Below are 26,406 nucleotides of genomic sequence, written 5' to 3' on the forward strand. Positions count from 1 at the left end.
CGTCGGATGTGCCGGAGGGGGCAGACTTCAGGCATGCCCCTCACCGCACCCCAGCTCGACCGCGCACGCGGCGCCGTCCTCGCATCCGCTGTCGGCGACGCCCTCGGCTCGCAGTACGAGTTCGGGCCGCCGCTCACGGACGCGACGCCTATCTCCTACGGCGTCGGCGTGTTCGGCCACGGGGCCGGCGAGTGGACCGACGACACCTCCATGGCCATGCCGATCCTCCAGGCCCTCGCGGCGGGGGAGTCGCTGAACGACGCCCACGTGCTCGCACGAATCGTCGTCGCCTGGCGCGAGTGGGCTCGAGACGCGAAAGACGTCGGAGCGCAGACGCGCACCGTGCTGTCCGCCCTCGAAGGAGAGATCACAGAAGACCGAGCCCGCGGCGCCGCCCGCGACGTCCACCTGCGCGCTGGCCGAAGCGGCGGCAACGGCGCCCTCATGCGCACCGGCCCCGTTGCCCTCGGCTACCTCGCCGACGGCCAAGAGCGCGACCTCGTCGACGCCGCCACCCGCATCGCACAGCTCACCCACTGGGCAGACGACAACGCCGACGCCTGCGTGCTCTGGTGCCTCAGCATCCGCCACGCCATCCGCACCGGCGAACTCGACGTCCTCGGCCAGCTCGACGCCATCCCCGGCGAGCGCCGCGACCGGTGGCGCGGCTTCACCGAGGAAGCGCTCGCGCCCGGCGCGCGCCCGCGCGACTTCTCCGAACAGAACGGCTGGGTCGTCCGCGCCTTCCAAGGCGCACTCGCCGCGATCACCGGTGCCACGTCAGCAGTGGATGCAGTCGAACGCGCCGTCCGCGGAGGCAACGACACCGACACCGTCGCCGCCATCGCCGGGTCACTCGCCGGAGCCGTCTACGGCGCGGAAGCCCTCCCAGGGCCACTCACAGAGCCGAACCACGGGTGGCCCGGCCTCCGCGCCGCGGACCTCAGAGACCTCAGCGACGCGGCCACCGCAACCCCAGCGGGCTCGAAAAGCGCGAACTGACCCGCCCCGCCCCGCCCCGGCCACCCGCGCCCCGCTACCCGTGCGCGACCGGCCCCGCCCCGCAGCACCCACCCGCCTCCCCGGATCCACCCGGCTCACCCGACCCGCCCGCCGTATCCCGGCCGCCGGCCTCCTCCGCAGCGCAGCAGGAGCTCACCGCCCCGTGCGCCTTCATCGGCTCCGGCACGTCCAGCGTTGGGTTCCTGTCGAAGAACCCGTGCGGCACGAGACTGAACCCCGTCGAATCGACGGGCATGATCGGCCAGTCCTCGGTGCGCGGGAAATGGGTGAGCCCGAACGTGTGCCACAGCACGATGTCCTGCCCATCGATGTCAGCGTCCCGCGCCACCCAGCCATCGATCGTGCCGAACCCGTCGTTCTGGTTCACCAGCTCGCCCGAAGGGAAACGCTCCGTCGGGCTGTACCTCGTCACCCACAGGTCCTTCGTCGTGAACGCCGCCCTCCGCGCGATCGACGACGCAGGATCGGCGAGGAGACTCGGCTGCCCCTCCGGGCGCAGCACGTAGCCGACCGGCTGGCCCACATAGTTCAGCGACTCCGGATTGATGACCCGCCACACTACGCCCCGCTTGCCGTCAGCCTCGCGCACGCCCTCCAACTCCGACCTCAACCGCGTCGTCGCCAACGTGAACCCGTTGCCGTACGGATTGCCCTCACCCATCGGCACCCGCTGCGCAGCCAGCTCCTCCACCGCATTCTCGACACCGTCGACCGTCATATCCAGTCGCGCCGAGAACAGATGCTGGTGGTAGGGAGCCCCCACACCCGGGGCGATCTCCGACGCCCACGGATACTCGCCGCCATCCTCGAGCGGACCGGGGAACGCCGACGCGAACACCACCCCCGTCGCCTTGCACTCCAACTCGATGCGCCCATCGAGGTACAGGTGCCAGTAGAAGCCGTAGTCGTAGTTGCCAACCGTGATGAAGAACGACACCACCAGGCGCCGGTTCCGCCGCACATCGCTCGAATGCGTGTACTCGTCGCTGTGCTTCCACAGGATCGACGCATCCTCCTCGTGCATGCAGATCGCGTTCCGGATGGTGCGCGGCCGGCCATCCGTCGCCGCGATCGTCGCGTCGAAGTAGCGGATCTCGCCCAGGCAGTCGCAGCCCAGCTCCAGCGAGTTCGCGACCTTGCCGAGCGAGTACTCGCCAGCATCGAAGTAGTTCTGCCAGAACCGCACCGGGCTCGGGTCGCCGTACGGCACCACCATCTCCGCGATCGACGCGCGGTACACGATCGGCCGAAGACGCCCGCCATCGGTGAAGCCGATCTCGTGCAGCGTCAGCCCCTCCACCTGGTTGTAGCCGATGCGGAAGCGCCACTTCTCCCACTCCACGACATCACCGTCGACCGCGAAGCTCGGCCCCTCCGGCTGCGTGATCACGATCGGCTTCTGCGTCGTCCGGGCCGCCGGCCGCTCCGCCTCCAGGTGGTAGTTCTCACGCCGCGCCGGCACCTCGAAGAGGCGGTCGTCGATGAGCTCCAGCACCTCGCCCGAGATGAGATCCAGGTACGCGACCACCCCGTCCACCGGATGCGCCCACGCGTTGTCGTCAGGGTCCTGCTGCAGGAACGACAGGCACCGCACGATGCGACGTCCCTCCTCGCCGGGCAGACCGAAGCGGCCCGCCGACAGCGCCGATATGCGCACCAGCGACACGTCCGTGATCCCACGGCGAGCCATCGCCGCCACCCACCCCTCGTGCCTGCGAAGCAGCTCCTCGACCCGGTCGAACTCCTCGTCGACAATCGGCGGCTGCCCCTCCCGCTCCACATCCACGACTCGACTGCTCGCCACGCGCGGCGAGGTGAGCTCCGTCACCAGCTCCGTCACCGTGCCGTCGCGCCGATCGAGCAGCACGTTGCCGACCCGACGCTCGTGCACCGTCCCGGCCAGCACCTCCGCCTTGTCCGGCTCGACGAGGTTCGTGAGCATGAAAGCCGTCGCGGCTTCGTCGTGACCGGCGGCGAGCACGAGCGCTCGGTTCAGGTCGATCTCCTCGGCACTGAGCCGGGCAAGCGGATGCGTCATGTGGGAGCCTTTCGCGGAGAGGGATGCGCTCATCGGCCGGCGAACCAGGTCGTCTTGAGCGAGGTGTAGTTGTCGAACGCATGCAGCGACAGGTCGCGCCCGCTGCCTGACTGCTTGACGCCGCCGAAGGGGGTCGTCACGTCGAGCGCGTCGACCGTGTTCACGGAGACCGTGCCCACCCTGAGGGCCGACGCGACCCGATGCGCACGGTGGATGCTGTCGGTGAACACCGACGCGGCAAGGCCGTACTCGCTCGCGTTCGCCAGCGCTACGGCCTCGGCCTCCGTCTCGAACGCGGTGATGGCGAGGACGGGGCCGAAGATCTCCTCCGTCGCGATGCGCGCATCCGGTCGCACGCCCGCGAACACGGTGGGCGACGCGAAGTAGCCGCCGCTCGCATCCGCAGCACGCATACCACCCGTCACGAGCCGCGCCTCGGCGCTCCCGGACACCATGTAGTCGTGCACGCGCTCGAGCTGCCTCGCGCTCACGAGCGGACCCAGCTGCGTGGCCGGATCCAGCGGATCGCCGACGACGAGGCCGGCGGCGCGCTCCGCGACCAGCTCCGAGAGGCGCTCCGCGATCGAGGAGTGCACCAGCAGCCGGGAGTTCGCGGAGCACACCTGTCCAGAGCATGTGAAGATACCCGCGGCAGCCGCATCGGCCACCATCTCGAGGTCGTCGACGTCCGGGAACACGAGGTTCGCGCTCTTCCCGCCGCACTCGAGCCAGACGGCCTTCATGTTCGAGCGAGCCGAGTACTCGAGGAACCGCTTCCCGACGGCGGTCGATCCCGTGAAGGCGATGACGTCGACGTCCGGGTGGAGGCCGAGCGCCTGCCCCGCCTCGACGCCGAGGCCCGACACGACGTTCAGCACGCCCTCCGGCAGCCCCGCAGCGACCGCGATCTCCGCGAGCCGCAGCGCCGACAGGGGGCTCTCCTCAGCAGGCTTCAGCACCACGCTGTTGCCAGCGGCGAGCGCAGGCGCGATCTTCCACATGGCCGTCTCGAGCGGGTAGTTCCACGGCACGACGGCGCCGACGACCCCCACCGGCTCACGCGTGATGATCGCCAGGTCAGGCGCCGCAACAGGGGCGACCTCCCCGTAGCGCTTGTCGATCGCCTCGGCGTACCACTGCAGGATCGCGGCCGTGCCGGGCACGTCGATCGTCGAGGTCGCGCTGATGAGCTTGCCCCCATCCAGCGAATCGAGCACGGCGAGCTCGTCGGCTGCCGCCCGAATCGCATCCGCGACCGCGAGCAGCACGCGCTTGCGCTCACCGGGTGCAGCTCTCGACCACACGCCTCGCTCGAACGACGCCCTCGCGGCGGCGACGGCCCGGTCGACATCGACGGATGCGCCGCGCGCGACCGTCGCGAGCACCGTGCCGTCCGCAGGGTTGAACGTCTCGAACGTGTCGCCCGAGGCGGCGTCGGTGAACTCGCCGCCGATGAAGAGGCGCGTGCGCGGGGTGACGGATTCGGCGATCGCCCGCCAGGCGGTCAGGTCGTTCATGCGGACTGCTCCTCGGAGTTGGGCACTGACGTGGTGCTGGTGCTGGTGCTCGCACCGTCGATCGCTCGTGCGGGAAGGTGTGCGAGCGCGTCGTCGATGATGGTCTGCGCCATCAGGATCGCCCCGTCGAGCGCGGCGCGGTCTGCGGCCGGAGTCGCGGACGCGGCGGCGAACGCCGCCTGGTGGTTGACGGCCGGCGCCGAGTCGATGCCCAGATACGGGTGGATGGACCGGACGAGGCGAGAGACGTTGCCCATGTCGGTCGACGCCGTGTTCATGCCCGCCGGCTTCTTCTCGGCCAGGTCCATGTCCCGGCCGAGCGCTGCCGCGTTCTCGGCGAAGGCGCCGAGCAGCGGTGCGTCGTTCCGAAACTCGGCGTAGCGCCCGCTCGTCTCCTCGAGTCGCATCGTGCATCCCGTCGCGAGGGCGCCAGCCTCGAAGCAGGCGGCGACGCGCGGGAACAGCGCGTCGAGCTGCTCGAGATCATCGGCGCGCACGTACCAGCTGCCGAGTGCCATCGCCGGGATCGCGTTCGGCGCCGTGCCGGCCTCGCGCACGATGCCGTGCACGCGAACCCCGTCCGGGAGCTGCTGGCGGAGCAGGCCGATCGCCGTCTGCGCGACGGTGAACGCGTCGGCCGCGTTCACGCCGAGCTGCGGGTAGGCGGACGCATGCGACTCGACCCCCGTGTACTCGACATCGAAGTGGGCGACGGCGCGCGGGCGGGCCCAGGCCGCGTCATCCGGTCCCGGATGCACCATCATCGCGAGGTCGACGCCCTCGAAGACGCCGCGCTCGAGCATGACGATCTTGCCCCCGCCGCCCTCCTCGGCCGGCGTGCCGATGACCTTCACGGTGAGGCCGAGATCGTCGGCTACGGGGGCGAGCGCGATCGCCGCGCCCACGGCTGCCGCCGAGATGATGTTGTGCCCGCACGCGTGTCCGAGCCCGGCCAGGGCGTCGTACTCGGCGATGACCGCGGCCGTTCGCGGACCCGCGCCCACCGTCGCGACGAACGCCGTCGGCAGCCCGGCGCTCCCGGTCTCGACCGTGAGGCCCGCCTCCTCGAGCGCCGCCACGATGAGCTCGGCGGAGCGATGCTCCCGCCACGCCACCTCAGGCGCGGCGTGCAGCGCGTGGCTGACGCCCAGGATGCGCGCGCTCGCCGCCTCGACCCGCGCGCGCACCTCGTCCTTGAGGGCGCCACCTGAATCGACGGCCCCCGGCGCGCGGCCCGCGGCGCTCACTCGTCCGCCTCGTCGCCTGGCACCCCGTACGAGGGGGCCTCGTCTGGCCGGAGGGCCCGGCTCAGGTAGGCATCCTTCTGCGGCAGCCACAGCCGCACGAGCCGCTCGAGCTCGCCCACCGGGTCATCGTGGTCGTCGACGCGCAGGTCGGTGACGCGCCAGGAAGCCCCCTCGACGACCGCGAGGCCCGCCGAGCGCAGCTCGCCCGCCTCGCCACCGGCGTCTGCAGCCGCGCGCAGGCCGGCCATCAGCCGTTCCTCGAACAGCCCGTCCGCCGACTCGAAGCCGGCCACCATCGCGGCCAGCACGCCGTCGCCCGCGAGCAGGTTGCCGGCCGCCACGCACGAGTCGCCGACGTGCTCGCCGTGCACGCCGAGGGCCCGCGCGCCGGAGCGCACCGCAACACTGCCGAGCGCATCCACCGCCGTCAGCTGGCGGAAGTCGGGGAACTCGTCGCCGGCGAGGGCGGCCTCGAGCGCCGCATCCACTGTCGCCCCCGACTCGAGGGCGTCGAGCACGGCACCGCCGAGCGCCGGGTTGGTCACGTTCTGCGAGGCGGATGCGCCGACCCCAGCCCGCAGGTGCACGCAGCGGGAGGCGACGGCCGGGCTCGAGGAGGAGATGATGATGCCGAGCGCACCATCGGACGACCTGGCCGTGAGCGAGAGCGTCATCGTGGGCCCTCGATTCCGGCGTCCGCTGCCGGCTCACTGATGACGGCAGTCGCATCGATCTCGACGAGCCACTCGGGCCGCGCGAGCGCGTCGACGACGAGCCCCGTCGACACCGGGTGGACGCCCTTCAGCCAGCGACCCATGACCCGGTAGACCGGCTCGCGGTAGCGGATGTCGGTGAGGTAGACGACGACCTTCACGATGTCCGCGAGCTGCGAGCCGCTCTCGCGCAGCAGGAGGTCGATGTTCGCCATCGCCTTCTCCGCCTGCGCCTCGACGTCGCCGATGCCCACGCTCTCGCGCGAGTCCAGGTCCTGGCCGATCTGGCCGCGCAGGTACACGACCCCGCCGGCGACCACCGCTTGGCAGAGGTCGTTGTCGAGCTCCTGTTCGGGGTACGTCTCCTTCGTGTTGAACGGGCGGATGCGCGTGTGCGTCGTCATGTCAGTGCTCCAGGGTCTCGAGGACGTGGCTCGCGTGAGCCTGTCTGGTCGGAACGGGTTCGGGTTCGGTGTCGGCGCCAGGGGAGTAGGCGAGGTAGCTGCGCTGGATGGCGATGTGGTCGGTGAGGTGACCCGCATCGTGCCAGACGCCCCAGATGAAGCTCGAGCCGCGCCTCGACTGCCACGGCAGGCCGAGGAAGTAGATGCCGGGGGCCGCCGAGACGCCGCGCAGGTGCACGGGCTTGCCGCGCTCATCCACGGCCCCCTCCGGCAGCCACGAGTAGTCGGCCGAGTAGCCGGTGGCCCAGACGATGCTCGTGACGCCAGCCTCCTCGAGGTCGAGCTCCAGCAGCGGGTGGGTGACGGAGTCGGGATCCGGGCCCAGAAGGTGTGCCTCCGGTTCCGGAGGGAGGTCGATGCCCGTCCGCTCCACGTAGGCGTCCGCCTCTGCGAGCAGCGCACGCAGGTTCGCGTCGCCTCTGGCGATGTTGTCGCCGAGGTCAGGCGCGAACCGCAGCAGCGTTCCGTCGGCCGACTCGGTGCGCCCCACGAGCGTGATGCCAGCCGCGGCGAGGTCGCGGAAATCGACCGTGTGCCCTCCGTCGGCGCCGCTCACGGCGATCGTCACGTGCTTCGCCCCCAGCGGCGGCGTCGACGCATCCCACTTGTTCAGCACTCCGAGCCACCAGACGAAGTCGCGGCCGCGGTAGCTGCGCGGGGGCCGCTCGTGCGGGCCCACCGAGAGGAAGACCTCGCGCCCGGCTCGCCGGAGCTCCGCGGCGATCTGCACGCCGGAGGAGCCGGCACCGACGACGAGCACCGCGCCGGCAGGCAGCTGCGCTGGGTTTCGGTAGTCGGCCGAGTGCAGCTGGGTGATCGCGTCGCTCTCCGGGACGACCGCCGGAACCACCGGCACCTGGAAGGCCCCGGTCGCCGCCACGACCGCGCCGGCCGAGATGCGCCCCGCCGACGTGTCGACGTCGAACTCCGGGGAACCGGGACGACGCCGCACCGCCGTCACCTCGACGCCCGTGCGCACCGGGCCGCAGAAGCGCTGCACGTACTCCTCGAAGTAGTCGGCCACCTGATCCTTCGTGGCGAACCCGTCAGGGGCGAGGTTCGGGAACTCCAGGCTCGGGAACCGGTCATGCCAGGCCGGCCCGTTCGCGACGAGCGAGTCCCACCGGCCGGTGCGCCATCGCTCCGCGATTCGATCGCGCTCCAGGACCAGGTGGCTGATGCCCTTCCCGGCGAGGTGCTCGCTCATCGCGACGCCGGCCTGTCCTGCGCCGACGACGAGCACGTCGACGTGCTCGCGGGGGAGACGATCCTGATCCGTGTGGGGGTCGTGCGGGGAAGTTGGCATATTGCCTGCTGCTTTCGCTTGTCCGGCTCTGTCGAGATCGAGTCTCGGAACCGGCGCGAGGCAAAGCAAATAGCCACAGCAGGCCCAAAGCATCTAAAATGTAGATGCAAGAGCTCCGCAATATCTCCGTAACACATTCGAAACGAGAACCGCATGCGCGCCACAGGACGCACCGACGTCTCCCTCACCCAGCTCCGCTACTTCGTGGCCGCGGCTGAACAGGGGAGCATGACCTGGGCGGCCGACGAGCTCTTCGTCGCGCAATCCGCAGTCTCGACCGCGATCGCCAACCTCGAGACCGCGGTCGGCGCGCAGCTGCTCATCCGCCGCCGCGCGAAGGGGCTGCAGCTCACCGCGACCGGCGCCGACTTCCTGGTCCGCGCTCGCGGCATCCTCGCCTCGGTCGACGACGCCCTCGGCGCGCTCCGCCCGGAGAACACGGCGGGCAGACTCACCGTGGGCTGCTTCCGCACCCTCGCCCCGTTCTACCTCCCATCGGTCATCAGCGGCCTCGGCGAGGCGCACCCCGAACTCCTCGTGGACGTCACTGAGATGACGGCAGAGAAGGTCCCGGATGCGCTGGCCAGTCAGGCCATCGAGATCGCCCTCACCTACGACCTGGGCCTGACTCCCGACATCGAGCGCGAGGTGCTCGCGGAGGTGCCGCTGTACGCGGCCGTCAGCGTGCACCATCCGCTCGCCGACCGCGAGAGCGTGAGCCTCGCCGAACTCGCCGAGCTGCCCATGGTGCTCCTCGACATGCCCGTGAGCCGCGACTACTTCCTCCAATGGTTCACACGCGCCGGCCTCCGCCCACACGTGCGTTACCGCTTCGCGAGCTTCGAGGCGGTGCGCGCCATGGTCGGAAGCGGCCACGGCTTCACGCTGCTCAATCAGCAGCCGCGCGTCGCATCCACGTACTCGGGCGGGGAGCTCCGGCACCTCCACATCGTCGACAACCTCCCCCCGCTCGAGCTCGTGCTGGCCTGGTCAGGCGGCGCGAAGCAGCTCACCAAGAAGGCGGAGCTCTTCGCCGCGCAGTGCCGGCGCTCCGTCGCCGAGTACGGGGCGGGAGCCACTCAAGGGGCCTGGTAGACGAGCTCCCCGCCGACGTACGTGCGACGAACGCGTGCCGAGCCGTAGGTGCCGACCTCGCGGAGATCCGCATCGACCCAGACCAGGTCTGCGAGGCAGCCGGCCTCGAGGCGACCGGTCTCGGTCTCGAGGCGGTTCACCCAGGCCGCGTCGGCGAGGTAGGCGTCGAGGGCCACGCCGAGCGGGAGCGACTGCTCCGGCAGCAGCGGATCGTCGAGCACGCCGGCCCCGATCGCGTGCGGATCCTCGGCCAGCCCCCGGCGGGTGACGGCGGTGCTGATCGACCAGAGCGGGTTGGGCGTCGTCACCGGCCAGTCGCTGCCACCCACGATCCGCGCACCAGCACGGTGCAGGTCGCCGAATGGAAAGTGCCGTTGCTCGCGTTCCGCGCCGAGCAGCGGCAGCTTGCGGTGCACGATCTCCTCGTCGCGCCGAGCCCAGAGGGCGGTGACGTTCGCGGCCACCTCCAGCTCCGCGAAGCGGGAGACGTCGGACACGTCGATCAGGTCCAGGTGCGCCACGTGGTGCCGGTTGCCGCGCAGCCCATGGTGCCTGATCGCGGCCTCCACGGCGTCGAGCGCGTGCCTGGCGGCGGCGTCGCCGACTGCGTGGAAGTGCACCTGGAAGCCTGCGGCGTCGAGCGCCGTGGTGAGCTCGATGAGCGTCTCCGGGCTGAGGAACGCGATGCCGACGTCACCGGGGTGGCCGGCGAACGGCTCCAGCATCGACGCCGTGTGGTTCTCGACCATGCCGTCGATCATGACCTTCACGGTGCCGGCATCCAGGCCGGCCGCCGCGGCGCTCGCGCGGACCTGCTCGAGGTCGGCCAGCTGCTCGAGCCCGCGTGCGCGGTCCCACCACTGGGCGAGCACGACACGCGCCGTGAGGCGGCCGTCGCCGGCCAGGCTGAGGTAGGCGGGCAGTGGGTCGGGGCCGAGGTCGCTCTCGCCGACGGCCGCGTCCTGCCAGGTCGTGACGCCGACCGAGTGCAGCTCGCGTTGCGCCGTCTCGAGGGCGCTCTCGAGGCAGGTGCTGTCCGGCACCGGGATGAGGTGCTCGACCAGGGCGACGGCCGATTCCAGGAGCATCCCGGTCGGACGCCCGCTCTCGTCGCGCACGATGCGCCCGCCGTCCGGGTCGGGGGTGGTCTCGTCGATGCCGGCGGCCCTGAGCGCGGCCGTGTTGACCCACAGGCCGTGCGCATCGTGGCTGTGCAGTATCACGGGCCGATCGTCGATGCCGTCCAGATCGGCGGCCGTGGGGAACCCGTCAGCGAAGACGTCGCCGAACCAACCGCCTCCCGTCAGCACGTCTGCGTTCGGGTTCGCTTCGGCGTGCGCGGCGATGAGCGCCAGGTACTCGCCTCGGTCGTGCACGGGCTTGAGGTCGATGCCGAGGGCCTGGATGCCGGCGAGCAGCGGGTGGACGTGGGCGTCGTGGAATCCGGGCAGCAATGTGCCGCCCTCGAGATCCACGAGCTCCTCGGCGGCAGGGAGCTCGTCGCCCTCGGCAATGACTCGCAGGATCCGATCGCCGTCGACCAGCAGCGAAGCGTGCGCGAACACTCCGCGGCCGAGGTAGAGCTGGCCGTTCGTGAAGAGGGTGGCGTGCATGGTGCTCCCGTCTTGGGAGGCCGCGGCGGCCTGCCATACCGGCCACCCTGGGCGGGCTGTGTTTCGTATAGATTTCGTGGATATTGCTAAGCAATTGCATCGTATTTTTAGATGCGAAGATTCGTGTCTCGCTATTTGCTTGTGCTCCGCGGCCTCCCGATTCTTGACCCAACCCGCCCCAAGCGAACCGAGTCCCGGAAGGACCACCATGACCACCACCAAGAACGCACTCCGCACTGCGGGAGCCCTCGCTCTGAGTGCCGCGCTGCTGGCCACGACCGCATGCTCCGCCGACTCCGCAGCCTCCGCCGACGGGGAGGCCTCGACGATCGGCATGGGCATCCAGCCCTGGCTCGGCTACGGGCCCTGGTACATCGCCCAGGAGAACGGCTACTTCGAGGATGCCGGCGTCGACGTCGAGATCACCAACTTCACCAACGACGCGGACATGACCGCGGCGTTCGCCTCCGACCGCGTGCAGATCGCCAACGTCGCGAGCCAGACCGCGCTCCAGTTCATCGAGCAGGGCCTCGACGTCAGCATCGTCCTGCTGCTCGACGCCTCCCTCACCGCCGACGCGATCCTCTCCGACGGCAGCGTGACCGACATCGCCGACCTCAAGGGCAAGCAGATCGCCTTCGAGGAGGGCTCCGTGAGCAACCTCCTCCTCGGCTACGCGCTGCAGGAGAACGGCCTCAGCCTCGACGACATCGAGCACGTCCCCATGGACCCATCCGAAGCGGCAACCGCCCTCATCGGCGGCAGCGTCCCAGTGGCGGTCACATACGAGCCCTACATCTCCGAAGCCCGCACCTCGAGCCCCGAGATCACCGAGATCTACACGGCGGCCGAGAACGCCGGACTCATCAGCGACGTCCTCGTCGTCGACAACACGTACCTCGAGGAGAACCGCGAGACCGTCCAGAGCGTCGTCGACGCCTGGGGCCCCGCCATCGACTTCTACGAGTCCGACACCGACGCTGCCAGGGCGATCATCGCCGAGAATCTCGGCAGCGACGTGGAAGCACTCAACTCCGCCTTCGACGGCGTGCAGTTCTTCTCGCTCGAGCAGAACCAGACCGAGCTCGGCGGCAACTACCTGAACACCGTGCTCCCCAGCGTCGACAAGATCGCCGCCGAGATCGGCATCCTCGAAGGCGGCACCGACCTCCCGTCCATCGTCGACCTGACGTTCGTCGGCGCAGAGTAACCACAGGAGACCTGAGTCCCATGGCAGTTCAGAGCACCACCCCGGTCGCGAGCACGCGGCCCGCGACCGGGGCGCGCCGGAAACCGGTCAGAGCGCCGCTGACCCGGCGCCAGTACCTCGTCACGTCCGTCGTGACCTTCGTCCTCCTCCTCGCCGTGTGGACCGCGGTCTCCACGAGCGGCCTCGTCCGCCCGCTCTTCCTCCCATCGCCGATCTCCGTGGGCGAGAAGCTCATCGACCAGGCGGTGAACGGCCAGCTCTGGACCGACATCGCCGTGAGCACGTACCGCGTGATGGTCGGGTACCTGCTCGCCAGCGTCATCGCGATCCCCATCGGCGTGCTGTGCGGGTCGATCCCGAGGGTCGAGGCCGCGATCGAGCCGATCATGGACTTCATCCGCTACATGCCCGTCGTGGCCTTCGTGCCGCTCACGATCCTGTGGGTCGGCACCGACGACTCGCAGAAGGTGCTCATCATCTTCCTCGGCACCTTCTTCCAGCAGGTGCTCATGGTCGCCGACGCCGTGCGGCGCGTCCCGATGTCATACCAGAACCTCGGCGCGACGCTCGGCCTGAGCCGCACGAAGATCCTCGTCCGCATCGTCTTCCCCTCCGCCCTCCCGCGGATCTGGGACGCGCTGCGCATCAGCCTCGGCTGGGCCTGGACCTGGCTCGTCGTCGCCGAGCTCGTCGCGGCCACCGAGGGCATGGGCTACCGCATCACCCAGGCGCAGCGCTTCCTCGAGACCGACCTCATCATCGGCTACGTCATCGTGCTCGGAGTGCTCGGACTCGTCTTCGACCAGGTCATGCGCGCGCTCGGCCGCCAGTTCTTCCGCTACCTGAAAGGACGTGTCTGATGGCCGTCGAAACCGCACTCCGCGCACCCAAGGTCGTCGTCTCGGAGGTCACGAAGCGCTTCGGCGAGGTGACGGCGCTCGCTGACGTCGACCTCGTGCTCGGCGACCGAGAGTTCGTCTCCGTGGTCGGGGCATCCGGTTGCGGCAAGAGCACGCTGCTCTCCGTCATCGCAGGCCTCGAGGCTCCGACCGCCGGCACCGCCTCGCTCAGCGGGCACGAGATCCTCGGCCCTGGCCGCGACCGCGGCGTCGTGTTCCAGCAGGCGACGCTCCTCCCGTGGCTCAGCGCCATCGACAACGTCGTGTTCGCGCTCGACGGCGAGGCGGAGCTGACGAAGCGGCAGCGCATCGACCGGGCTCGGGATGTGCTCGACCAGGTCGGCCTCACCGGCTTCGAGTCGAAGTACCCTGCACAGCTGTCCGGCGGGATGCAGCAGCGCGTCGCGCTCGCCCGCTCGCTCGCCTACGGTCCGGACGTGCTCCTGATGGACGAGCCGTTCGGCGCCCTCGACGCGCTCACCCGCCGGACCATGCAGGAGCTCCTCACCGAGGTGTGGGAGCGCCACCGCATGACCGTCATGCTCATCACCCACGACATCGAGGAGGCGGTCTTCCTCTCGGACCGCGTTATCGCGATGACCCCTCGGCCAGGGAAGGTCGCCGCCGAGTTCGAGATCGACCTGCCCCGGCCGCGCGAGGTCGACGTGCTGGGAAGCCCGGAGTTCCACGGCTACTACACGGAGATCCTCGACCTCATCCACCGCGGCTGAGACGGAGAAGCGCGTGAGCGAAGAATCGGAAGCCCAGTTCGACTACCTGGTGCTCGGCGGCGGCACCGCCGGATGCATCGTCGCGGCGAGGCTCAGCGAGCAGCCGGGAGTCTCGGTTTTGCTCGTCGAAGCCGGCCCCAGCGACGCCGACGAGCCGAGAGCGGCGAGCATCCGCCGCTGGGACGAGATGCTCGAGGGGGAGTACGACCTCGACTACCGGAGCGAGCCGCAGGCACGCGGCAACTCGTTCATCCGCCAGGCGCGCCTGCGCATCCTCGGCGGCTGCTCGACGGCGAACACGATGATCAGCTGGCGTCCGCTCCGCGGAGACCTCGACGAATGGGCGTCCCTCGGCCTCGAGGGGTGGGGGTACGAGGAGGTCAGCCCCTGGTTCGACCGCATCGCGGCGACGATCACCCCGGTCGCCGCCCAAGACCAGAACCCGTACATCCGCGACGCCGTGGACGCTGCGGCTGCCGCCCTCGAGGTCCCCAGGCGCGAGCGCTGGAACGACGTGGAGTTCATCGACGGGGCCGGATTCTTCGAGATCGGCTACGAGCCCTCCACGAACCAGCGCTCATCAGCCTCGTTCTCCTACCTGCACTCGCAGCCGGAACGGCCAGGCCTGACGATCCGCCTCGAGACCATCGTCGAGCGGCTGCTCATCGAAGACGACCGCGCCGTGGGCGCTGTGCTCCGGAACCCCGACGGGACCTTCACGACGGTCCGGGCGCGACACGAGGTGGTCGTCAGCTGCGGCGCGATCGACACCCCCGCCCTGCTCATGCGCTCGGGCATCGGGCCGGCAGCCGTCCTCGAGGCCGCCGGGGTTCCCGTGCTCGTCGACGCGCCAGGCGTGGGGGAGAACCTCCAGGATCACGCGGAGGGGCTCGTCGTGTGGGAAGCGGCCGGGGAGCGCTCCGCGGTGTGCGCGACCGGGTGGGACGCGGGCTACGTCGTCAGCGTCGACCCCTCGACCAGCACCCCGGACATCTCGACCCACATTCCCCTGCACTCCTGGACCGTGCACGCGGAGCGAGTCGGCGCGCGGATCCCGACGAACAACGTGTCGCTCGCCCCCAACGTCGCCAAGCCGCGCAGTCGCGGCCGGGTGTGGATCACGTCCCCGGAACCCGACGCGCGGCCATCCATCGACTACGGCTCCTTCACCGACCCGGAGGGGCGGGATGAGCGGATGCTCGTCGAGGGCGTGCGCCTCGCCCGTCGCGTCGCCGCCGCCGAGCCGCTCGCCGCGCACCTCGTGCGCGAGGTGTTCCCCGGCCCGGAGGTGCAGAGCGACGAAGCGCTCTCGGCCGTGCTGAGGGAGACGCATCAGACCGTCTACCACGTCTCCTGCACCGCCCGCATGGGTGCGGACGGCGACCCGTTGGCCGTGCTCGACAGCCGGCTGCGCGTGCGCGGCGTCGAAGGGCTGCGCGTCGTCGACGCCTCCGTGTTCCCGACCATCACAGCACTCAACCCGGTCGGCATGATCATGACCATCGCCGAGCGCGCCGCGGCGTTCCTCCTCGAGGACCGGGTGCAGGACTGCGCGGCCCCGTCCGCCATCGCGTCCGCCAGCGATGACGCGGCGACCTTCCGGGCGCTGCTGCTCGACGAGGACCTCCGGCTCACCGTCGGTCACCGGCCCGCCGTCGCACCCGCACCTGGTGAGGTCGTCGTGGCCGTCGAACGCGCGGGGATCTGCGGCTCCGACCTGCATGTCCTGCGCAGCGGCGACTGGGTGAGCTACTGGCCGGCCACCCTCGGACACGAGGTCGTCGGCCGCATCCTGCAGAGCAGCGACCCGGGCTGGCCCGTCGGCACGCGTGTGCTCATCGACAGCCGCACGCCGCGAACCGACGACGGCAGGACCGTGCCGGCCGATCGACTCGACCCGAACCTCACCTGGCTCGGGGAGGAACGGCCGGGCGGATTCGCGGAGCGAGTCGTCGTCTCGACGGCGACGCTGCACGCCGTGCCCGACGCCCTCGACCCGCAGACCGCCGTGCTCGCCGAACCCCTCGCGGTCACCCTGTGCGCCTTCGACCAGGCGCGCGTCGAGAGACCGGAAACGGTGCTGATCATCGGCCACGGACCGATCGGCTTCCTCGCCGACGCCGAGGTGCGCCGTCGGTGGCCCGAGGCTGCCGTCGACGTCATCGATCCCGTGCCCGCGCGGTCCGACCTCGCCCGCCAGCTCGGCGCACACGCCATCGCCCGCATCGAGCGCGACGACTACGACCTCGTCATCGACGCCGCGGGATACGACGGGTCCCTGGCTGCCGCCGTGGCCGCCGCGGCCCGCGGCGGCAGCGTCCTGCTCGTCGCGCTCGGCCACTCGCCGTCCCAGCTCGTCCCGGCCGACGTCGTCGAACGGAGCCTCACGATCACCGGCAGCGTCGGCTTCGACACCCGACACCTCGACGAGGCGCTCCGCATCCTCGAGCAGTCACCCGACGTCTACCGGCGCTCCGTCACGCATACCATCCCGCTGCTCGAGCTCCCCGCCTTCCTCGCCTCACCGGCTCGCCGCGAGGCCATGAAGGTCCTCGTCGACTGCGGCGGCGCGTGATGGCGGCGGACGACGGCCGGGTGCTCATCACCGGCGGCACCTCGGGCATCGGACGCCACGTCGCCGCGCACCTGACCGCATCCGGTGCGCGAGTCTGGATCACCGGCACACGTGAGGAGACGGCCGCCGCCGCCCTGCAAGCCGGCGTCGCCGAAGGCGCGACGGTGTGCGACGTGACGAGCCCCCAGCAGCTGGAAGGCGCGTTCCGGGATGCGGCAGACACGTTCGGCGGCCTCAGCGGGGTCTTCGCCAACGCCGGCATCGACGGCCAGGGCAAGCCGGCCGTCGACCTCGACATCGGCGAGATCACCCGCCTCTTCGACGTGAACGTCGGCGGCATCCTGCGGACCGCGCAGCTGGCGCACCGCCACCTCGACCGCCCGGGTGCCCTCGTCGTCAACTCCTCCGTCAACGCCCTCCGCCCCGAGAGCGGGTTCGCCGACTACAACGCCTCCAAGGCGGCGGCAGCCTCCATCGCCCAGTCGCTGGCCGTGGAATGGGCCGCCGAGGGCATCGCCGTCACCGGCATCTGCCCCGGCTACTTCCCGTCGAACATGACCCAGGGGTGGCTCGACGACCCGGAGACCCGACAGCAGCTGCTCTCGCACATCCCCATGGGCCGCTTCGGTCGACCCGAGGAGATCGGGGCGACCGTCGCCTTCCTCCTCACCCCGCAGGCCCAGTTCCTCAGCGGAGCGCTGATCCCCATAGCCGGCGCCTCGAACGTCTGACCGCCCCACCCCGAGACGACACCCTCCCACCACCGACCTCGTGCCGAGCGCATCGACGTCGAACAGAACCAGGAGCACGACATGACCATCGAACGACCCCTGCGCGACCGCGGCCCATGGAGTCAGCTCTCCGCCGACCAGAAAGCGGACCTCCTCGATCGCGGAGCCGCCCGCATCTTCGATCCGGCACTTCGCGACGGCGTGCTGAGCATCATCGAGGACGTCCGTGACCACGGCGACGAGGCACTGCTGCGAGCACTCAAGACCTTCGACGGCGTCGACATCACGGCCGACCAGATCCGCGTCAGCGACGCGGAGTTCGCCGAGGCGCGCAGACAGATCGCCCCCGAGCTCGTGACCGCGATCCGGGACCTCATCGCGCATCTTCGCGCCTTCAACGAGAACCTCGTCGGCGCCGGCAGCTGGGAGTTCGAGTCGGAACCAGGACTGCTCGTCGGCGAGAAGGTGAGCGCCATCGCGAGCGCCGGCCTGTTCGTGCCGAGCGGCAAGGGCTCGTACCCCTCCGTCATGGCGCAGCTCGGCACGCCAGCCGTCGTCGCCGGCGTCAAGGAGCTCGCCGTCGTCGTCCCGCCCATCCCGGGCTCCGACGGGCAGGTCGACCCGGCCGTCCTCGTCGTCGCGGACGAGCTCGGGATCCGCAACGTCTTCCGGGCGAACGGTCCGGCGGGCATCGCCGCGCTCGCGTTCGGCACCGAGACGATCCCGAAGGTCCGCAAGGTCTGCGGTCCCGGAAGCGCCCCGGTCGCGTGCGCGCAGATCGAGGTGCAGCGCTTCGGGACGGTCGGCGTCATGCTCCTGGGCCCGAGCGAGTCGCTCATCCTCGCGGATGCGGCGGCCGACCCGTACCTGATCGCGGCCGACCTGCTGACCGAGGCGGAGCACGGGCCCGACTCCACGAGCGTGCTCGTGACCGACAGCGCCGACCTCATCGAGGCGGTGCAGCTCGAGCTCCTGACGCAGCTCGCCGACCTGCCAGACCAGCGCGCAGAGTACGCCCGCACGGCGCTCGGCGTGAACGGAGGGGCCGTGCTCACCCGCTCGCTCGAGGAATCCGCGGACGTCGCCAACGCCTTCGCTCCGGAGCACATGCAGATCGCGACGGCGCACCCGCGCGAGGTCCTCGAACTCATCGAGGACGCGGGGGAGGTCCTCCTCGGACAGGACACGACGATCTCCATGGCGAACTTCGTCATCGGCTGCCCCGCCGCGCTTCCGACGAGCGGCTACGCCAAGGTCTCCAGCGGCATCACGGTCGAGGCGTTCCAGAAGAAGACCGCCATCGCCCAGGCAGACACGACCGCGCTGCGACGCGTCGCGGACACCGTGGTGAGCTTCACGCAGCACGAGGGCTTCCCCGCCCACGAGGCGGCCGTGACCCGTCGCATCGCTCGGCTCGAGACGCAGCGCGCCTGATGGTGTCGGAACCGACAGGCGGCGTCCGGTGAAGATCCGCGACGCGCTCTCGCTCATCGACCTGCGCCTGCCCTCCGGCGACCTGGCCGCTCGTCAGCTCGCCGCCTGCCACAGCATCGAAGACCTCGAACGGCTCGCCAGGCGACGACTGCCCCGCTCCGTGCTCGACTACGTCAACGGCGGCGCCGATCATGAGCTGAGCCTCGCGCAGAACACGGACGCCATCCACCGCTGGTCGTTCACGCCGCAGGTGCTGACGGACGTCGCGCAGACCTCGACGGCGACGAGCATCCTCGGGCACCCGGCGGCCGCCCCGTTCGGCTTCGCGCCCACCGGCTACACGCGGATGATCTCGCCCCTCGGGGAGAAGGCCGTCGCCGCGGCGGCCGGGCGCGCGGGCATCCCGTACGCCCTCTCGACGATGGCGACGACCTCCCTCGAGGACCTCGCCGCGCACGACGCGGGTCGCACCGACCTCTGGTTCCAGCTCTACATCTGGCGGGACCGCCGCCTCACCCAGCAGCTCATCGCTCGGGCCAGCGACAGCGGCTACCGAGTGCTCGAAGTGGCCGTCGACACGGCCGTGTCGGGCCTGCGTCTCCGCGACGCCCGGAACGGCTTCACAATCCCACCGAAGCTGACCCTCGCGAGCGTCCTCGACATCGGCACGAAGCCGAAGTACTGGACGGGCATGCTCCGCAGCCCCTCAATGGAGTTCGCGAACGTCTCCGCCGCTGACGGACCAGACGGCGGGTACACGATCGAGAACATCACCAAGCAGTTCGACCCGTCGGTGCAGTGGTCCGATCTCGAGGACATCCGGTCGCGCTGGGACGGGAAACTTGTCCTCAAGGGCCCGATCGGCCCGGCGGATGCGCTGCGCGCCGCTGACCTCGGCGTCGATGCGCTGCACCTCTCCAACCACGGAGGCCGGCAGCTCGACCGCTCGATCGCGCCGATCAACCTCGTCGCCCCTGTGCGCCAGGCGGTCGGCGACGACCTCGGAATCGTCGTGGACTCGGGCTTCAGGCACGGCGCGGACATCGCGACCGCCATAGCCCTCGGCGCGGACGCCGCATTCGTCGGGCGCCCATACCTGTGGGGCCTCGTCGCGGGCGGGCACGCGGGGCTGGACACCACTGCGCGCCTCTTCACCGACGGGCTGCGCCGAACCATGCAGCTGCTCGGCGTGCGCGACGTCGCTGAGCTCCGCCGCCGGGGCCCTGAGCTCCTGAGCACGCACGAGGCGAGAACAGACCTGTTCTCGGACACGCCATACACATCAGTCGAGGAAACCCTATGACCAGAACGAGCACGGTCGCCGATGCTGTGGCGGACGTCGTCGCGGCCCACAGTCCCGTGGTGTTCAGCTTGGTGGGCAACGGCAACGCGCACTTCGTCGCGAGCCTAACGAGCCGCGGCCACCGCGTCGTGAGCGTGCGCCATGAGACGGCGACGGTCATCGCCGCGCACAGCTACGCCCTGGCCGGCGGAGGCGTCGCCGCGGCCTCGGCGACCTACGGTGCAGGCTTCACCAACCTGCTGACCTCGCTCGCGGAAGCGCGTCTCGCCCGAGTGCCCGTCGTCGTGGTCGTCGGTGGGGAGCCGACGACTGGCTCACGCGCCATCGACATCGACCAGATCGGGGTCGCAGCCGCGATGTACGTGCAGACGCTGACCGTCGGACGGGCGAACGCGACGGCGCAGACCGAGCTCGCCTACGCCATCGCTGCCAGGGACAGGGTGCCGGTGATCGTCACGATCCCGTACGACCTGGTGGACACGTCAGTCGAGCCTCCGTCGCCGGTCGCCGGGCTCGAACAGGAGGCGGTGCTTCGAGCGCACGAGCTCGCGGAGGCCCCCGACGTCGAGCGTGCGGACGCCGCCCACGTCGCCGGACTCCTCGCTCGCGCACAGCGACCGCTCATCCTCGCTGGTCACGGGGCGGTGCTGGCTGAAGCCGGCGACGCGCTGCGACAGGTCGGCGACCGGGTCGGGGCGCTCTTCGCGACCTCCCTCATGGCGCACAGCCTGACCGGGTCACCATGGGACCTCGGCATCGCCGGCGGATTCTCGAGGCCAGACGTCGCCGAGCTCATCGGCGAGGCCGACGTCGTGCTCGTCGTCGGCGCCAGCATGAACCTGTGGCAGATGCGCTACGAGACCCTGCTGACGCACGCCGAGACTATAATCCAGGTCGACACGCGCCCCGGCAGCACGCATCCGCGCGTCGACGAGTTCCACCGGGCGGATGCGCGCGCCTTCGCGGAGGCGCTGCTCGCGGAACTCACCGACGCCGACCGCGACGGGTGGCGCGGGTCTGTGACCATGCAGGACGCGGACTCGCGGCCCTTCGAGGAGCTCGCCCCGGACGGACGGCTCGATCCCCAGGCCGTGATCACCGAGCTCGAGGCCCTCCTGCCGCTCGAGCGGAGCATCACCCAGGACAACGGGCACTTCATGGGCTGGGCGCCCCGTCACCTCAGCGCCCCGGACCCGCACGCCATGCTGCTGCCAGGGCTCGCGCTGCACTGCATCGGCCTGGGCGTTGGGTCGCTGCTCGGCGTCGCAGCCGCCCGCCCCGACCGACTCCCGGTGCTCGTGACGGGGGACGGGGGATTCCTGATGGAGTTGAGCGAGCTCGACACGCTGCTCCGCGAGGTTCCGTCGGCGCTCGTCGTCGTCATGAACGATGCGGCCTTCGGCATGGAGGTGCACCAGTACGGGGTGCGCGGCCTCGACACCGATGCCATGACCTTCGCCGAGGTGGACTTCGCAGCGCTCGCAGTGGCCATGGGCGCGCGCGGGGCGAAGATCACGTCGCTCTCCGACCTGGACCGGGTGCAGGAGTGGCTCGACCGTGGGGCCGAGGGGATCTTCGTCGCCGACGTGGCGATCTCCCCGAACGTCGTCGCTGACTGGCTGCGGCTGAGCAATCGCTACAACGGGGTCGTGGAGGTGTCCGCCTGACTCTCGACGGCACTCGACCGAGCCCCCGCCAGGCACGGACGCACTGCCGATCGGCCTTGCCGCCAGCCCGTAGCCTGTCGGTATGTTCTCCGCGCATCCCCGACTCCTGGCGGCACTCGCGACCGCGCTGCTCGCCTGCACCGTGCTCGGTGGATGCGGGCCCGCCTACCCGGAGATCCCTCGCGACGCCGAGACCGGCGGGCAGACGCTCGCCGAGCTCGAGGACACCCTCGACTCCATCGAGGGGCTCACCTTCTCCGACATCGGCGGGTCGGATCCCAACATCAAGGGCAACACCGGGTTCGGGGTGAACGTGACCCTGCAGGAGGGGTACCAGCTCGCCGACCCTGGCGCGCTCCTCGTCTTCCTCACCGAATCGGCGTGGTCGGTGCGCGACGGCCACATGCCGAACATCGCCGTCGAGATCCGCTACACCGGACCCGCGGACGACGGCATCGACATGACCGCCGTCGGCATCGAGACCGGGTGGGTGCCGAGCACCTCCTCGACTCCCGGGGTTGCCGACAACGGCTTCACCAGCGTGTCCGTTCCCGTCGCCGACTACGCCACCGAGAAGGGTGTGCCCGAGAACGCGGTGCGACTCGGGCCGTGGCCCGGCGACGTACCCGAGGTCCCGACCGGGATGGTCGTCGAACGCCGAGACTGACCGACGCGCCGACCCCGCAGGCCGCGGGGAAGCATCCGGCCGCTCGCGTCGCATACTGGATCGGTGGCACACGCAACCGAGACCCCAGACCGACGCCAGTGGATGCGCGAGGCGATCCGCGTGCTCGAGGCCGACGCCAACCGCAGCGCCGACACGCACCTCCACGTCTTCCCGCTTCCGCCGGAGTGGGGCATCGACCTGTACTTGAAGGACGAGTCGGTGCACCCGACGGGGTCCCTCAAGCACCGCCTCGCTCGCTCGCTCATCCTCTACGCCATCGTGAATGGGCAGGTCGGCCCGAGCGCGACGCTCGTCGAAGCCTCGAGCGGGTCGACCGCCGTGTCCGAGTCGTACTTCGCGCGGATGCTCGGGCTGCCGTTCGTCACCGTCGTGCCCCGCACCACGAGCCCCGAGAAGATCGAGCTCATCGAGTTCTACGGCGGCCGCTGCCACATGGTCGACGAGCCCCTCCACGTGTACTCCGAGGCGGAACGGCTCGCCGCCGAGCTCGACGGGCACTACCTCGACCAGTTCACCAACGCCGAACGCGCCACCGACTGGCGAGGCAACAACAACATCGCGAAGAGCGTCTACTCGCAGATGACGCTCGAGCGCTTCCCGATCCCCAGCTGGATCGTCGTCAGCGCCGGCACCGGCGGCACCTCCGCCACCTTCGGCCGCTACGCCAGGTACTGCGGGCACGACACCCGTCTCGCCGTCGTGGACCCGGAAGGCTCGGCGTTCTACGAGGCCTGGAAGACCGGAGACCGCACCCACGCAACCGGTCGGGGCTCGAAGATCGAAGGCATCGGGCGGCCACGTGTCGAACCGTCCTTCATCGAGACCGTCATCGACGACATGATCCAGGTGCCGGACGCCGCCTCGGTCGCCGCGATCCGCGTCCTCCGCGAACGCACCCAGCATTGGGCGGGCGGGTCCACCGGGACGAACCTCGTGGGCGCCTTCCAGATCATCGCGCGGATGCTCGCCGCCGGTGAGAAGGGCAGTGTCGTCACCCTCATCTGCGACGGGGGAGCCCGCTACGCGAACACCTACTACAACGACGCCTGGGTTGCGGCGCAGGGTTGGGACCTCGAACCGCACCTCGACCGGATGCATGCGTTTCTCGACACGGGCGAGTGGAACGACTGAGGACAACTCGAACCTGCATCACAAGTCGTCGACACTTTCTGGACAACAGTCCGAAACTTGTTAGGCTCGTCGTGTGCCAACGACCGCCACGCCCCGCTCGCCTGACCCTCGTCCCGCCCGGACGCAGGCCGCGATCGTCGCCGCCGTCGAACGACTGTCGGCTCGCGGTGATGAGGTCACGGTGCCAGCGATCGTCGCCGAAGCCGGCGTCAGCCGCTCGACCTTCTACGCGCAGTTCCGCGACCTCGACGCGCTCGCCGTCCGCATCCTCACCGAGGTCTTCACGCAGATCGAGGAACTCGACCTGAGCTTGCGCGCGTCCGCGACCCCCATCGAGACCGCCCGGGCGACGACCTCGCAGCTCGTCGCCGAGTTCGCGAAGCGCCGCACGCTCTACGCGGGCGTGCTCGGCACCCGCACGACCACGGAAGCGGCCCGGGCCGTCCGCGCGGCCTTCGCCGAGCAGGCCCTCGGCACGATGCGGCTCACCGTTCCCGTAGGCCTCGACCCGAAGGTCGCCGCCGAGTACGTCGCGGGCGGCAGCCTCGCCGTCATCACGGCCTGGCTGCTCAGCGACGCCCCAGAACCCACCGAACGCGTGCAGCAACAGCTGCTCGCGCTCCTCCCCGCCTGGCTCATCAACGACGATAAGGACACCCCCTCATGACCCGCACCTACGTAGTCACCGGCTCCGCCTCCGGCATCGGCAAGGTCACCGCCGAGAAGCTCCGCGCCGACGGGCACACCGTCATCGGCGTCGACCTCAAGAACGCCGACATCAACGCCGACCTCACCACCGCCGAGGGTCGGGCCGAGCTTGTCACCCGCGCCGAGGAGCTCAGTGGCGGCGTGGTCGATGGCGTGCTCGCCATCGCGGGCCTCGTCATCCCGGCACCGGTCACCGTCGCCGTCAACCACTTCGGCGCCGTCGCCACGCTCGAGGGCCTCCGCCCGCTGCTCGCGAAGTCGGACGCGCCCCGCGCAGCCGTCGTCGCATCCCTCGCCGCCCTCGAAGAGGTCGACCAGCAGCTGCTCGCGCTCATCGAGTCCGGCGACGAGGCCGGTGCGCTCGCCTACGCCGAGTCGCTCGGTGCCACCGCCAACGCGACGGGCTCCTCCGTGCTCTACACGACCTCGAAGCTCTCGATTGCCCGCTGGGTTCGCAGGAACGCCCCAAGCGCCGAGTGGGCGAAGGCCGGTATCGCGCTCAACGCCGTCGCGCCCGGCGTCATCCTCACCCCGATGACCGCGGCCGCACTCGGGACCGAGGAAGGCCGTGCGGCCATGGATGCGGGTGCCCCGGCACCATACGGTGGCCCGGCCGCCGACCCCATCCAGGTCTCGAACCTGCTCGCCTGGCTCACGAGCAAGGACAACGGCTACGTCACCGGGCAGATCATCTTCATCGACGGGGGAGCGGAGAGCATCCGCCGGCCCGAGCTGGTGTAGCGAGCTCAGGCTCATCAACGAAGCCGGCCGGCAGCGAGAATCCAGCTGCCGGCCGGTTTCGTCGTCAGCCCACTTTCTTGACCACGCTCGACTTCAGCTGCATCTGCCCGAACCCTGGCACCTTCGCGTCGATGTCGTGGTCGCCGACGCCGTCCGTGATCAGGCGGATGCCGTTGACCTTCGTGCCCACCTTGACCGTTCCGCCGCCTGCGCCCTTGACCTTGAGGTCCTTCGCGATCGTGACGGAGTCGCCGTCGGCCAGCACGTTCCCGACCGAGTCCTTTATCGTCGGGGTTGCATCGGAGTCGTCGTCAGCGCCCTCACCGGGCGCCCATTCGTGGCCGCACATCGGGCACACCAGCAGCGCACCCATCTCGTAGGCGAGCTCGCTCGCGCACTCGGGACACGGGGGAAGCTGATCAGGCATCGAGGCTGACCTCCGGGGAATCTCGCCGAACAGGAACGTCGACAACGCTAGGGCACGAGGCGTCGCCGCATCGAACGATGGCGTCGGAAACCCGAGAGGGAACGCGGCGACGGCCTGCTCCGTACGATGGTGCAGATGGATACCCCCTTTGCCGTTCGAATCGTTCTGGCAATCGTCATGGCCGGATCCGGGCTCCTCACCATGTGGATGGCCCAGGCCGCCGCCTCGGGCCAGCTGAAGCGGAACGACATCGCCGGCATCCGCACGCCGAGCACGATGTCGAGCGACGTCGCCTGGCTCGCGGCGCACGTGCGGTCGAAGCGCGCCACGATGACCGCCGGCATCCTGGCGCTCGTGACCGGCCTGGTGGTGATGATCCCGATGCCTAACCCGGTCATGATCGGGGTTGTCTTGGCGGGATGCGCGGCCCTGCTCGGGTTCGTCCTCTACGGCGCCCGCGTTGGCATCCGAGCGGCGAAGGCCGTCGGCGAGAAGCCGAGGGGATCGGCCAAGTAGTCGCAGTCGCAGTCGCAGTCGCCGTCGCAGTCGCAGCCGACGGAAGGCGCCGCAGCGGCGCGGGACTCACACCCCTGGTGCCGCCTTCGCCTCGACCTCCACGAACGTGAACTGCTCGTCGCGGTCGTTCACGATGTTGTGGTGCGCGCCGGCCTCGCGGCTGTAGCTGACGCCCGCCGTGCACTCCATCGCGAACGGGTCAGCAGTCTCGGTCTCGACGGTCAGGGTCCCCGTCGTCTGCGGCACGACGACGTACGGCATCGTGTGCGTATGCCAACCCGTCTCGGCACCGGGCGCGAAGCGCCACTCGGTCACGCGGAATCGGTCGTCGTCGACCTGGACGGTTGGGGTGGCAGCTGGGCGAGTCATGACACGACGCTAGCGGTCACAACGGCCTGACGTGCCCATCCGTCTAGTTCTGCTCCTCGGCAGGGTCCTCTTCCTCTTGCTGCGTCTCCTCGGTGCGGTCGCGGAGCTTGTCCGCCATCGCGGCCGCGCCGTCGCGCCCGTGCTCGCCCTCGACCTCTTCGATGATGTCGCGCAGGTTCTCGTCGCCGGCCGAGGCGTCGCTCGAGTCGCCGGATGCGGGGGATACGTTCTGTGGGGTCGTCATGTCGTGACCGTACGCA

The 26,406-nt window shown here is 70.3% G+C and carries 25 protein-coding genes; 15 read left to right on the forward strand and 10 right to left on the reverse strand.

What is annotated here, in order from left to right:
• The first annotated feature begins 33 nt into the window (after positions 1 to 33).
• On the forward strand, positions 34 to 1,002 hold the full coding sequence (locus tag HDC34_RS13000; RefSeq protein ID WP_179557306.1) for an ADP-ribosylglycohydrolase family protein: 969 nt from the start codon (positions 34 to 36) through the stop codon (positions 1,000 to 1,002).
• A 34-nt stretch (positions 1,003 to 1,036) separates the two neighbouring features.
• On the opposite strand, the gene HDC34_RS13005 is transcribed toward HDC34_RS13000, so the two are convergent.
• From HDC34_RS13005 to HDC34_RS13030, 6 genes are read right to left on the reverse strand one after another with little or no spacing between them, the layout of a single operon-like run.
• Complete coding sequence (locus HDC34_RS13005) at positions 1,037 to 3,094, reverse strand: primary-amine oxidase (RefSeq protein ID WP_179557307.1); 2,058 nt, start codon at positions 3,092 to 3,094, stop codon at positions 1,037 to 1,039.
• Positions 3,091 to 4,578 (reverse strand): aldehyde dehydrogenase family protein, encoded by a 1,488-nt coding sequence (locus HDC34_RS13010; RefSeq protein WP_179557308.1) that lies wholly within the window; start codon positions 4,576 to 4,578, stop codon positions 3,091 to 3,093. The genes HDC34_RS13005 and HDC34_RS13010 overlap by 4 nt, the downstream gene beginning before the upstream one ends.
• Positions 4,575 to 5,825 carry an amidohydrolase gene (locus HDC34_RS13015; protein WP_308807347.1) on the reverse strand — a complete coding sequence of 417 codons (1,251 nt, stop codon included), beginning with the start codon at positions 5,823 to 5,825 and terminating at the stop codon, positions 4,575 to 4,577. The genes HDC34_RS13010 and HDC34_RS13015 overlap by 4 nt, the downstream gene beginning before the upstream one ends.
• Complete coding sequence (locus HDC34_RS13020; RefSeq protein WP_179557309.1) at positions 5,822 to 6,499, reverse strand: DUF1028 domain-containing protein; 678 nt, start codon at positions 6,497 to 6,499, stop codon at positions 5,822 to 5,824. Before HDC34_RS13020 ends, HDC34_RS13015 begins: the two co-directional genes overlap by 4 nt.
• The gene (locus HDC34_RS13025) at positions 6,496 to 6,942 is read right to left on the reverse strand and encodes a RidA family protein (RefSeq protein WP_179557310.1); all 447 of its coding nucleotides are present in this window, start codon (positions 6,940 to 6,942) and stop codon (positions 6,496 to 6,498) included. Before HDC34_RS13025 ends, HDC34_RS13020 begins: the two co-directional genes overlap by 4 nt.
• Position 6,943: 1 nt before the next feature.
• Positions 6,944 to 8,308, reverse strand: a complete 1,365-nt coding sequence (locus HDC34_RS13030) for an NAD(P)/FAD-dependent oxidoreductase (RefSeq protein ID WP_179557311.1) — start codon at positions 8,306 to 8,308, stop codon at positions 6,944 to 6,946.
• Between the two features lie 153 nt (positions 8,309 to 8,461).
• Between HDC34_RS13030 and HDC34_RS13035 the strand changes: the two genes are divergently transcribed.
• The gene (locus HDC34_RS13035) at positions 8,462 to 9,403 is read left to right on the forward strand and encodes a LysR family transcriptional regulator (protein ID WP_179557312.1); all 942 of its coding nucleotides are present in this window, start codon (positions 8,462 to 8,464) and stop codon (positions 9,401 to 9,403) included.
• Here HDC34_RS13035 and HDC34_RS13040 read toward each other — a convergent pair.
• Entirely contained in the window at positions 9,388 to 11,016 is a 1,629-nt protein-coding gene (locus HDC34_RS13040) for an amidohydrolase (protein ID WP_179557313.1), read from the reverse strand. The two genes, HDC34_RS13035 and HDC34_RS13040, sit on opposite strands and share 16 nt — an antisense overlap.
• 208 nt (positions 11,017 to 11,224) lie before the next feature.
• On the opposite strand from HDC34_RS13040, the gene HDC34_RS13045 reads away from it, so the two are divergent.
• From HDC34_RS13045 to HDC34_RS13100, 12 genes are all read left to right on the forward strand, one after another.
• A complete protein-coding gene (locus tag HDC34_RS13045; protein WP_179557314.1) occupies positions 11,225 to 12,226 on the forward strand; it encodes an ABC transporter substrate-binding protein in 1,002 nt (333 codons plus the stop codon).
• Positions 12,227 to 12,246: 20 nt separating this feature from the next.
• Positions 12,247 to 13,086, forward strand: coding sequence for an ABC transporter permease (locus HDC34_RS13050; protein WP_179557315.1), 840 nt, complete (start codon positions 12,247 to 12,249; stop codon positions 13,084 to 13,086).
• A complete protein-coding gene (locus HDC34_RS13055) occupies positions 13,086 to 13,856 on the forward strand; it encodes an ABC transporter ATP-binding protein (protein ID WP_179557316.1) in 771 nt (256 codons plus the stop codon). The genes HDC34_RS13050 and HDC34_RS13055 overlap by 1 nt, the downstream gene beginning before the upstream one ends.
• A 13-nt stretch (positions 13,857 to 13,869) precedes the next feature.
• The gene (locus HDC34_RS13060; protein ID WP_179557317.1) at positions 13,870 to 16,431 is read left to right on the forward strand and encodes an FAD-dependent oxidoreductase; all 2,562 of its coding nucleotides are present in this window, start codon (positions 13,870 to 13,872) and stop codon (positions 16,429 to 16,431) included.
• Positions 16,431 to 17,162, forward strand: coding sequence for an SDR family NAD(P)-dependent oxidoreductase (locus tag HDC34_RS13065; protein WP_179557318.1), 732 nt, complete (start codon positions 16,431 to 16,433; stop codon positions 17,160 to 17,162). Before HDC34_RS13060 ends, HDC34_RS13065 begins: the two co-directional genes overlap by 1 nt.
• 81 nt (positions 17,163 to 17,243) lie before the next feature.
• A complete protein-coding gene (gene hisD, locus HDC34_RS13070) occupies positions 17,244 to 18,596 on the forward strand; it encodes a histidinol dehydrogenase (protein ID WP_179557319.1) in 1,353 nt (450 codons plus the stop codon).
• Between the two features lie 28 nt (positions 18,597 to 18,624).
• Complete coding sequence (locus tag HDC34_RS13075; RefSeq protein ID WP_179557320.1) at positions 18,625 to 19,899, forward strand: alpha-hydroxy acid oxidase; 1,275 nt, start codon at positions 18,625 to 18,627, stop codon at positions 19,897 to 19,899.
• The gene (locus tag HDC34_RS13080) at positions 19,896 to 21,566 is read left to right on the forward strand and encodes a thiamine pyrophosphate-binding protein (RefSeq protein ID WP_179557321.1); all 1,671 of its coding nucleotides are present in this window, start codon (positions 19,896 to 19,898) and stop codon (positions 21,564 to 21,566) included. The genes HDC34_RS13075 and HDC34_RS13080 overlap by 4 nt, the downstream gene beginning before the upstream one ends.
• 82 nt (positions 21,567 to 21,648) lie before the next feature.
• Positions 21,649 to 22,233: a hypothetical protein gene (locus HDC34_RS13085; RefSeq protein ID WP_179557322.1), complete on the forward strand. Its 585-nt coding sequence runs from the start codon at positions 21,649 to 21,651 to the stop codon at positions 22,231 to 22,233.
• Positions 22,234 to 22,335: 102 nt separating this feature from the next.
• Positions 22,336 to 23,385, forward strand: coding sequence for a PLP-dependent cysteine synthase family protein (locus HDC34_RS13090; protein ID WP_179557591.1), 1,050 nt, complete (start codon positions 22,336 to 22,338; stop codon positions 23,383 to 23,385).
• A 73-nt stretch (positions 23,386 to 23,458) separates the two neighbouring features.
• Positions 23,459 to 24,052 carry a TetR/AcrR family transcriptional regulator gene (locus HDC34_RS13095; RefSeq protein WP_179557323.1) on the forward strand — a complete coding sequence of 198 codons (594 nt, stop codon included), beginning with the start codon at positions 23,459 to 23,461 and terminating at the stop codon, positions 24,050 to 24,052.
• Positions 24,049 to 24,834, forward strand: a complete 786-nt coding sequence (locus HDC34_RS13100; RefSeq protein WP_179557324.1) for an SDR family oxidoreductase — start codon at positions 24,049 to 24,051, stop codon at positions 24,832 to 24,834. The genes HDC34_RS13095 and HDC34_RS13100 overlap by 4 nt, the downstream gene beginning before the upstream one ends.
• A 64-nt stretch (positions 24,835 to 24,898) precedes the next feature.
• Here HDC34_RS13100 and HDC34_RS13105 read toward each other — a convergent pair whose 3' ends face one another.
• Entirely contained in the window at positions 24,899 to 25,261 is a 363-nt protein-coding gene (locus tag HDC34_RS13105; protein ID WP_179557325.1) for a zinc ribbon domain-containing protein YjdM, read from the reverse strand.
• A 135-nt stretch (positions 25,262 to 25,396) separates the two neighbouring features.
• Between HDC34_RS13105 and HDC34_RS13110 the strand changes: the two genes are divergently transcribed.
• Entirely contained in the window at positions 25,397 to 25,777 is a 381-nt protein-coding gene (locus HDC34_RS13110) for an SdpI family protein (protein WP_179557326.1), read from the forward strand.
• A gap of 66 nt (positions 25,778 to 25,843) precedes the next feature.
• Here HDC34_RS13110 and HDC34_RS13115 read toward each other — a convergent pair whose 3' ends face one another.
• Positions 25,844 to 26,146: a cupin gene (locus tag HDC34_RS13115; protein ID WP_179557327.1), complete on the reverse strand. Its 303-nt coding sequence runs from the start codon at positions 26,144 to 26,146 to the stop codon at positions 25,844 to 25,846.
• A 43-nt stretch (positions 26,147 to 26,189) separates the two neighbouring features.
• Positions 26,190 to 26,390, reverse strand: a complete 201-nt coding sequence (locus tag HDC34_RS13120) for a hypothetical protein (RefSeq protein ID WP_179557328.1) — start codon at positions 26,388 to 26,390, stop codon at positions 26,190 to 26,192.
• Between the last annotated feature and the right edge of the window lie 16 nt (positions 26,391 to 26,406).

The organism is Pseudoclavibacter sp. JAI123 (genome assembly GCF_013409665.1).
Taxonomy (GTDB): Bacteria; Actinomycetota; Actinomycetes; order Actinomycetales; family Microbacteriaceae; genus Pseudoclavibacter.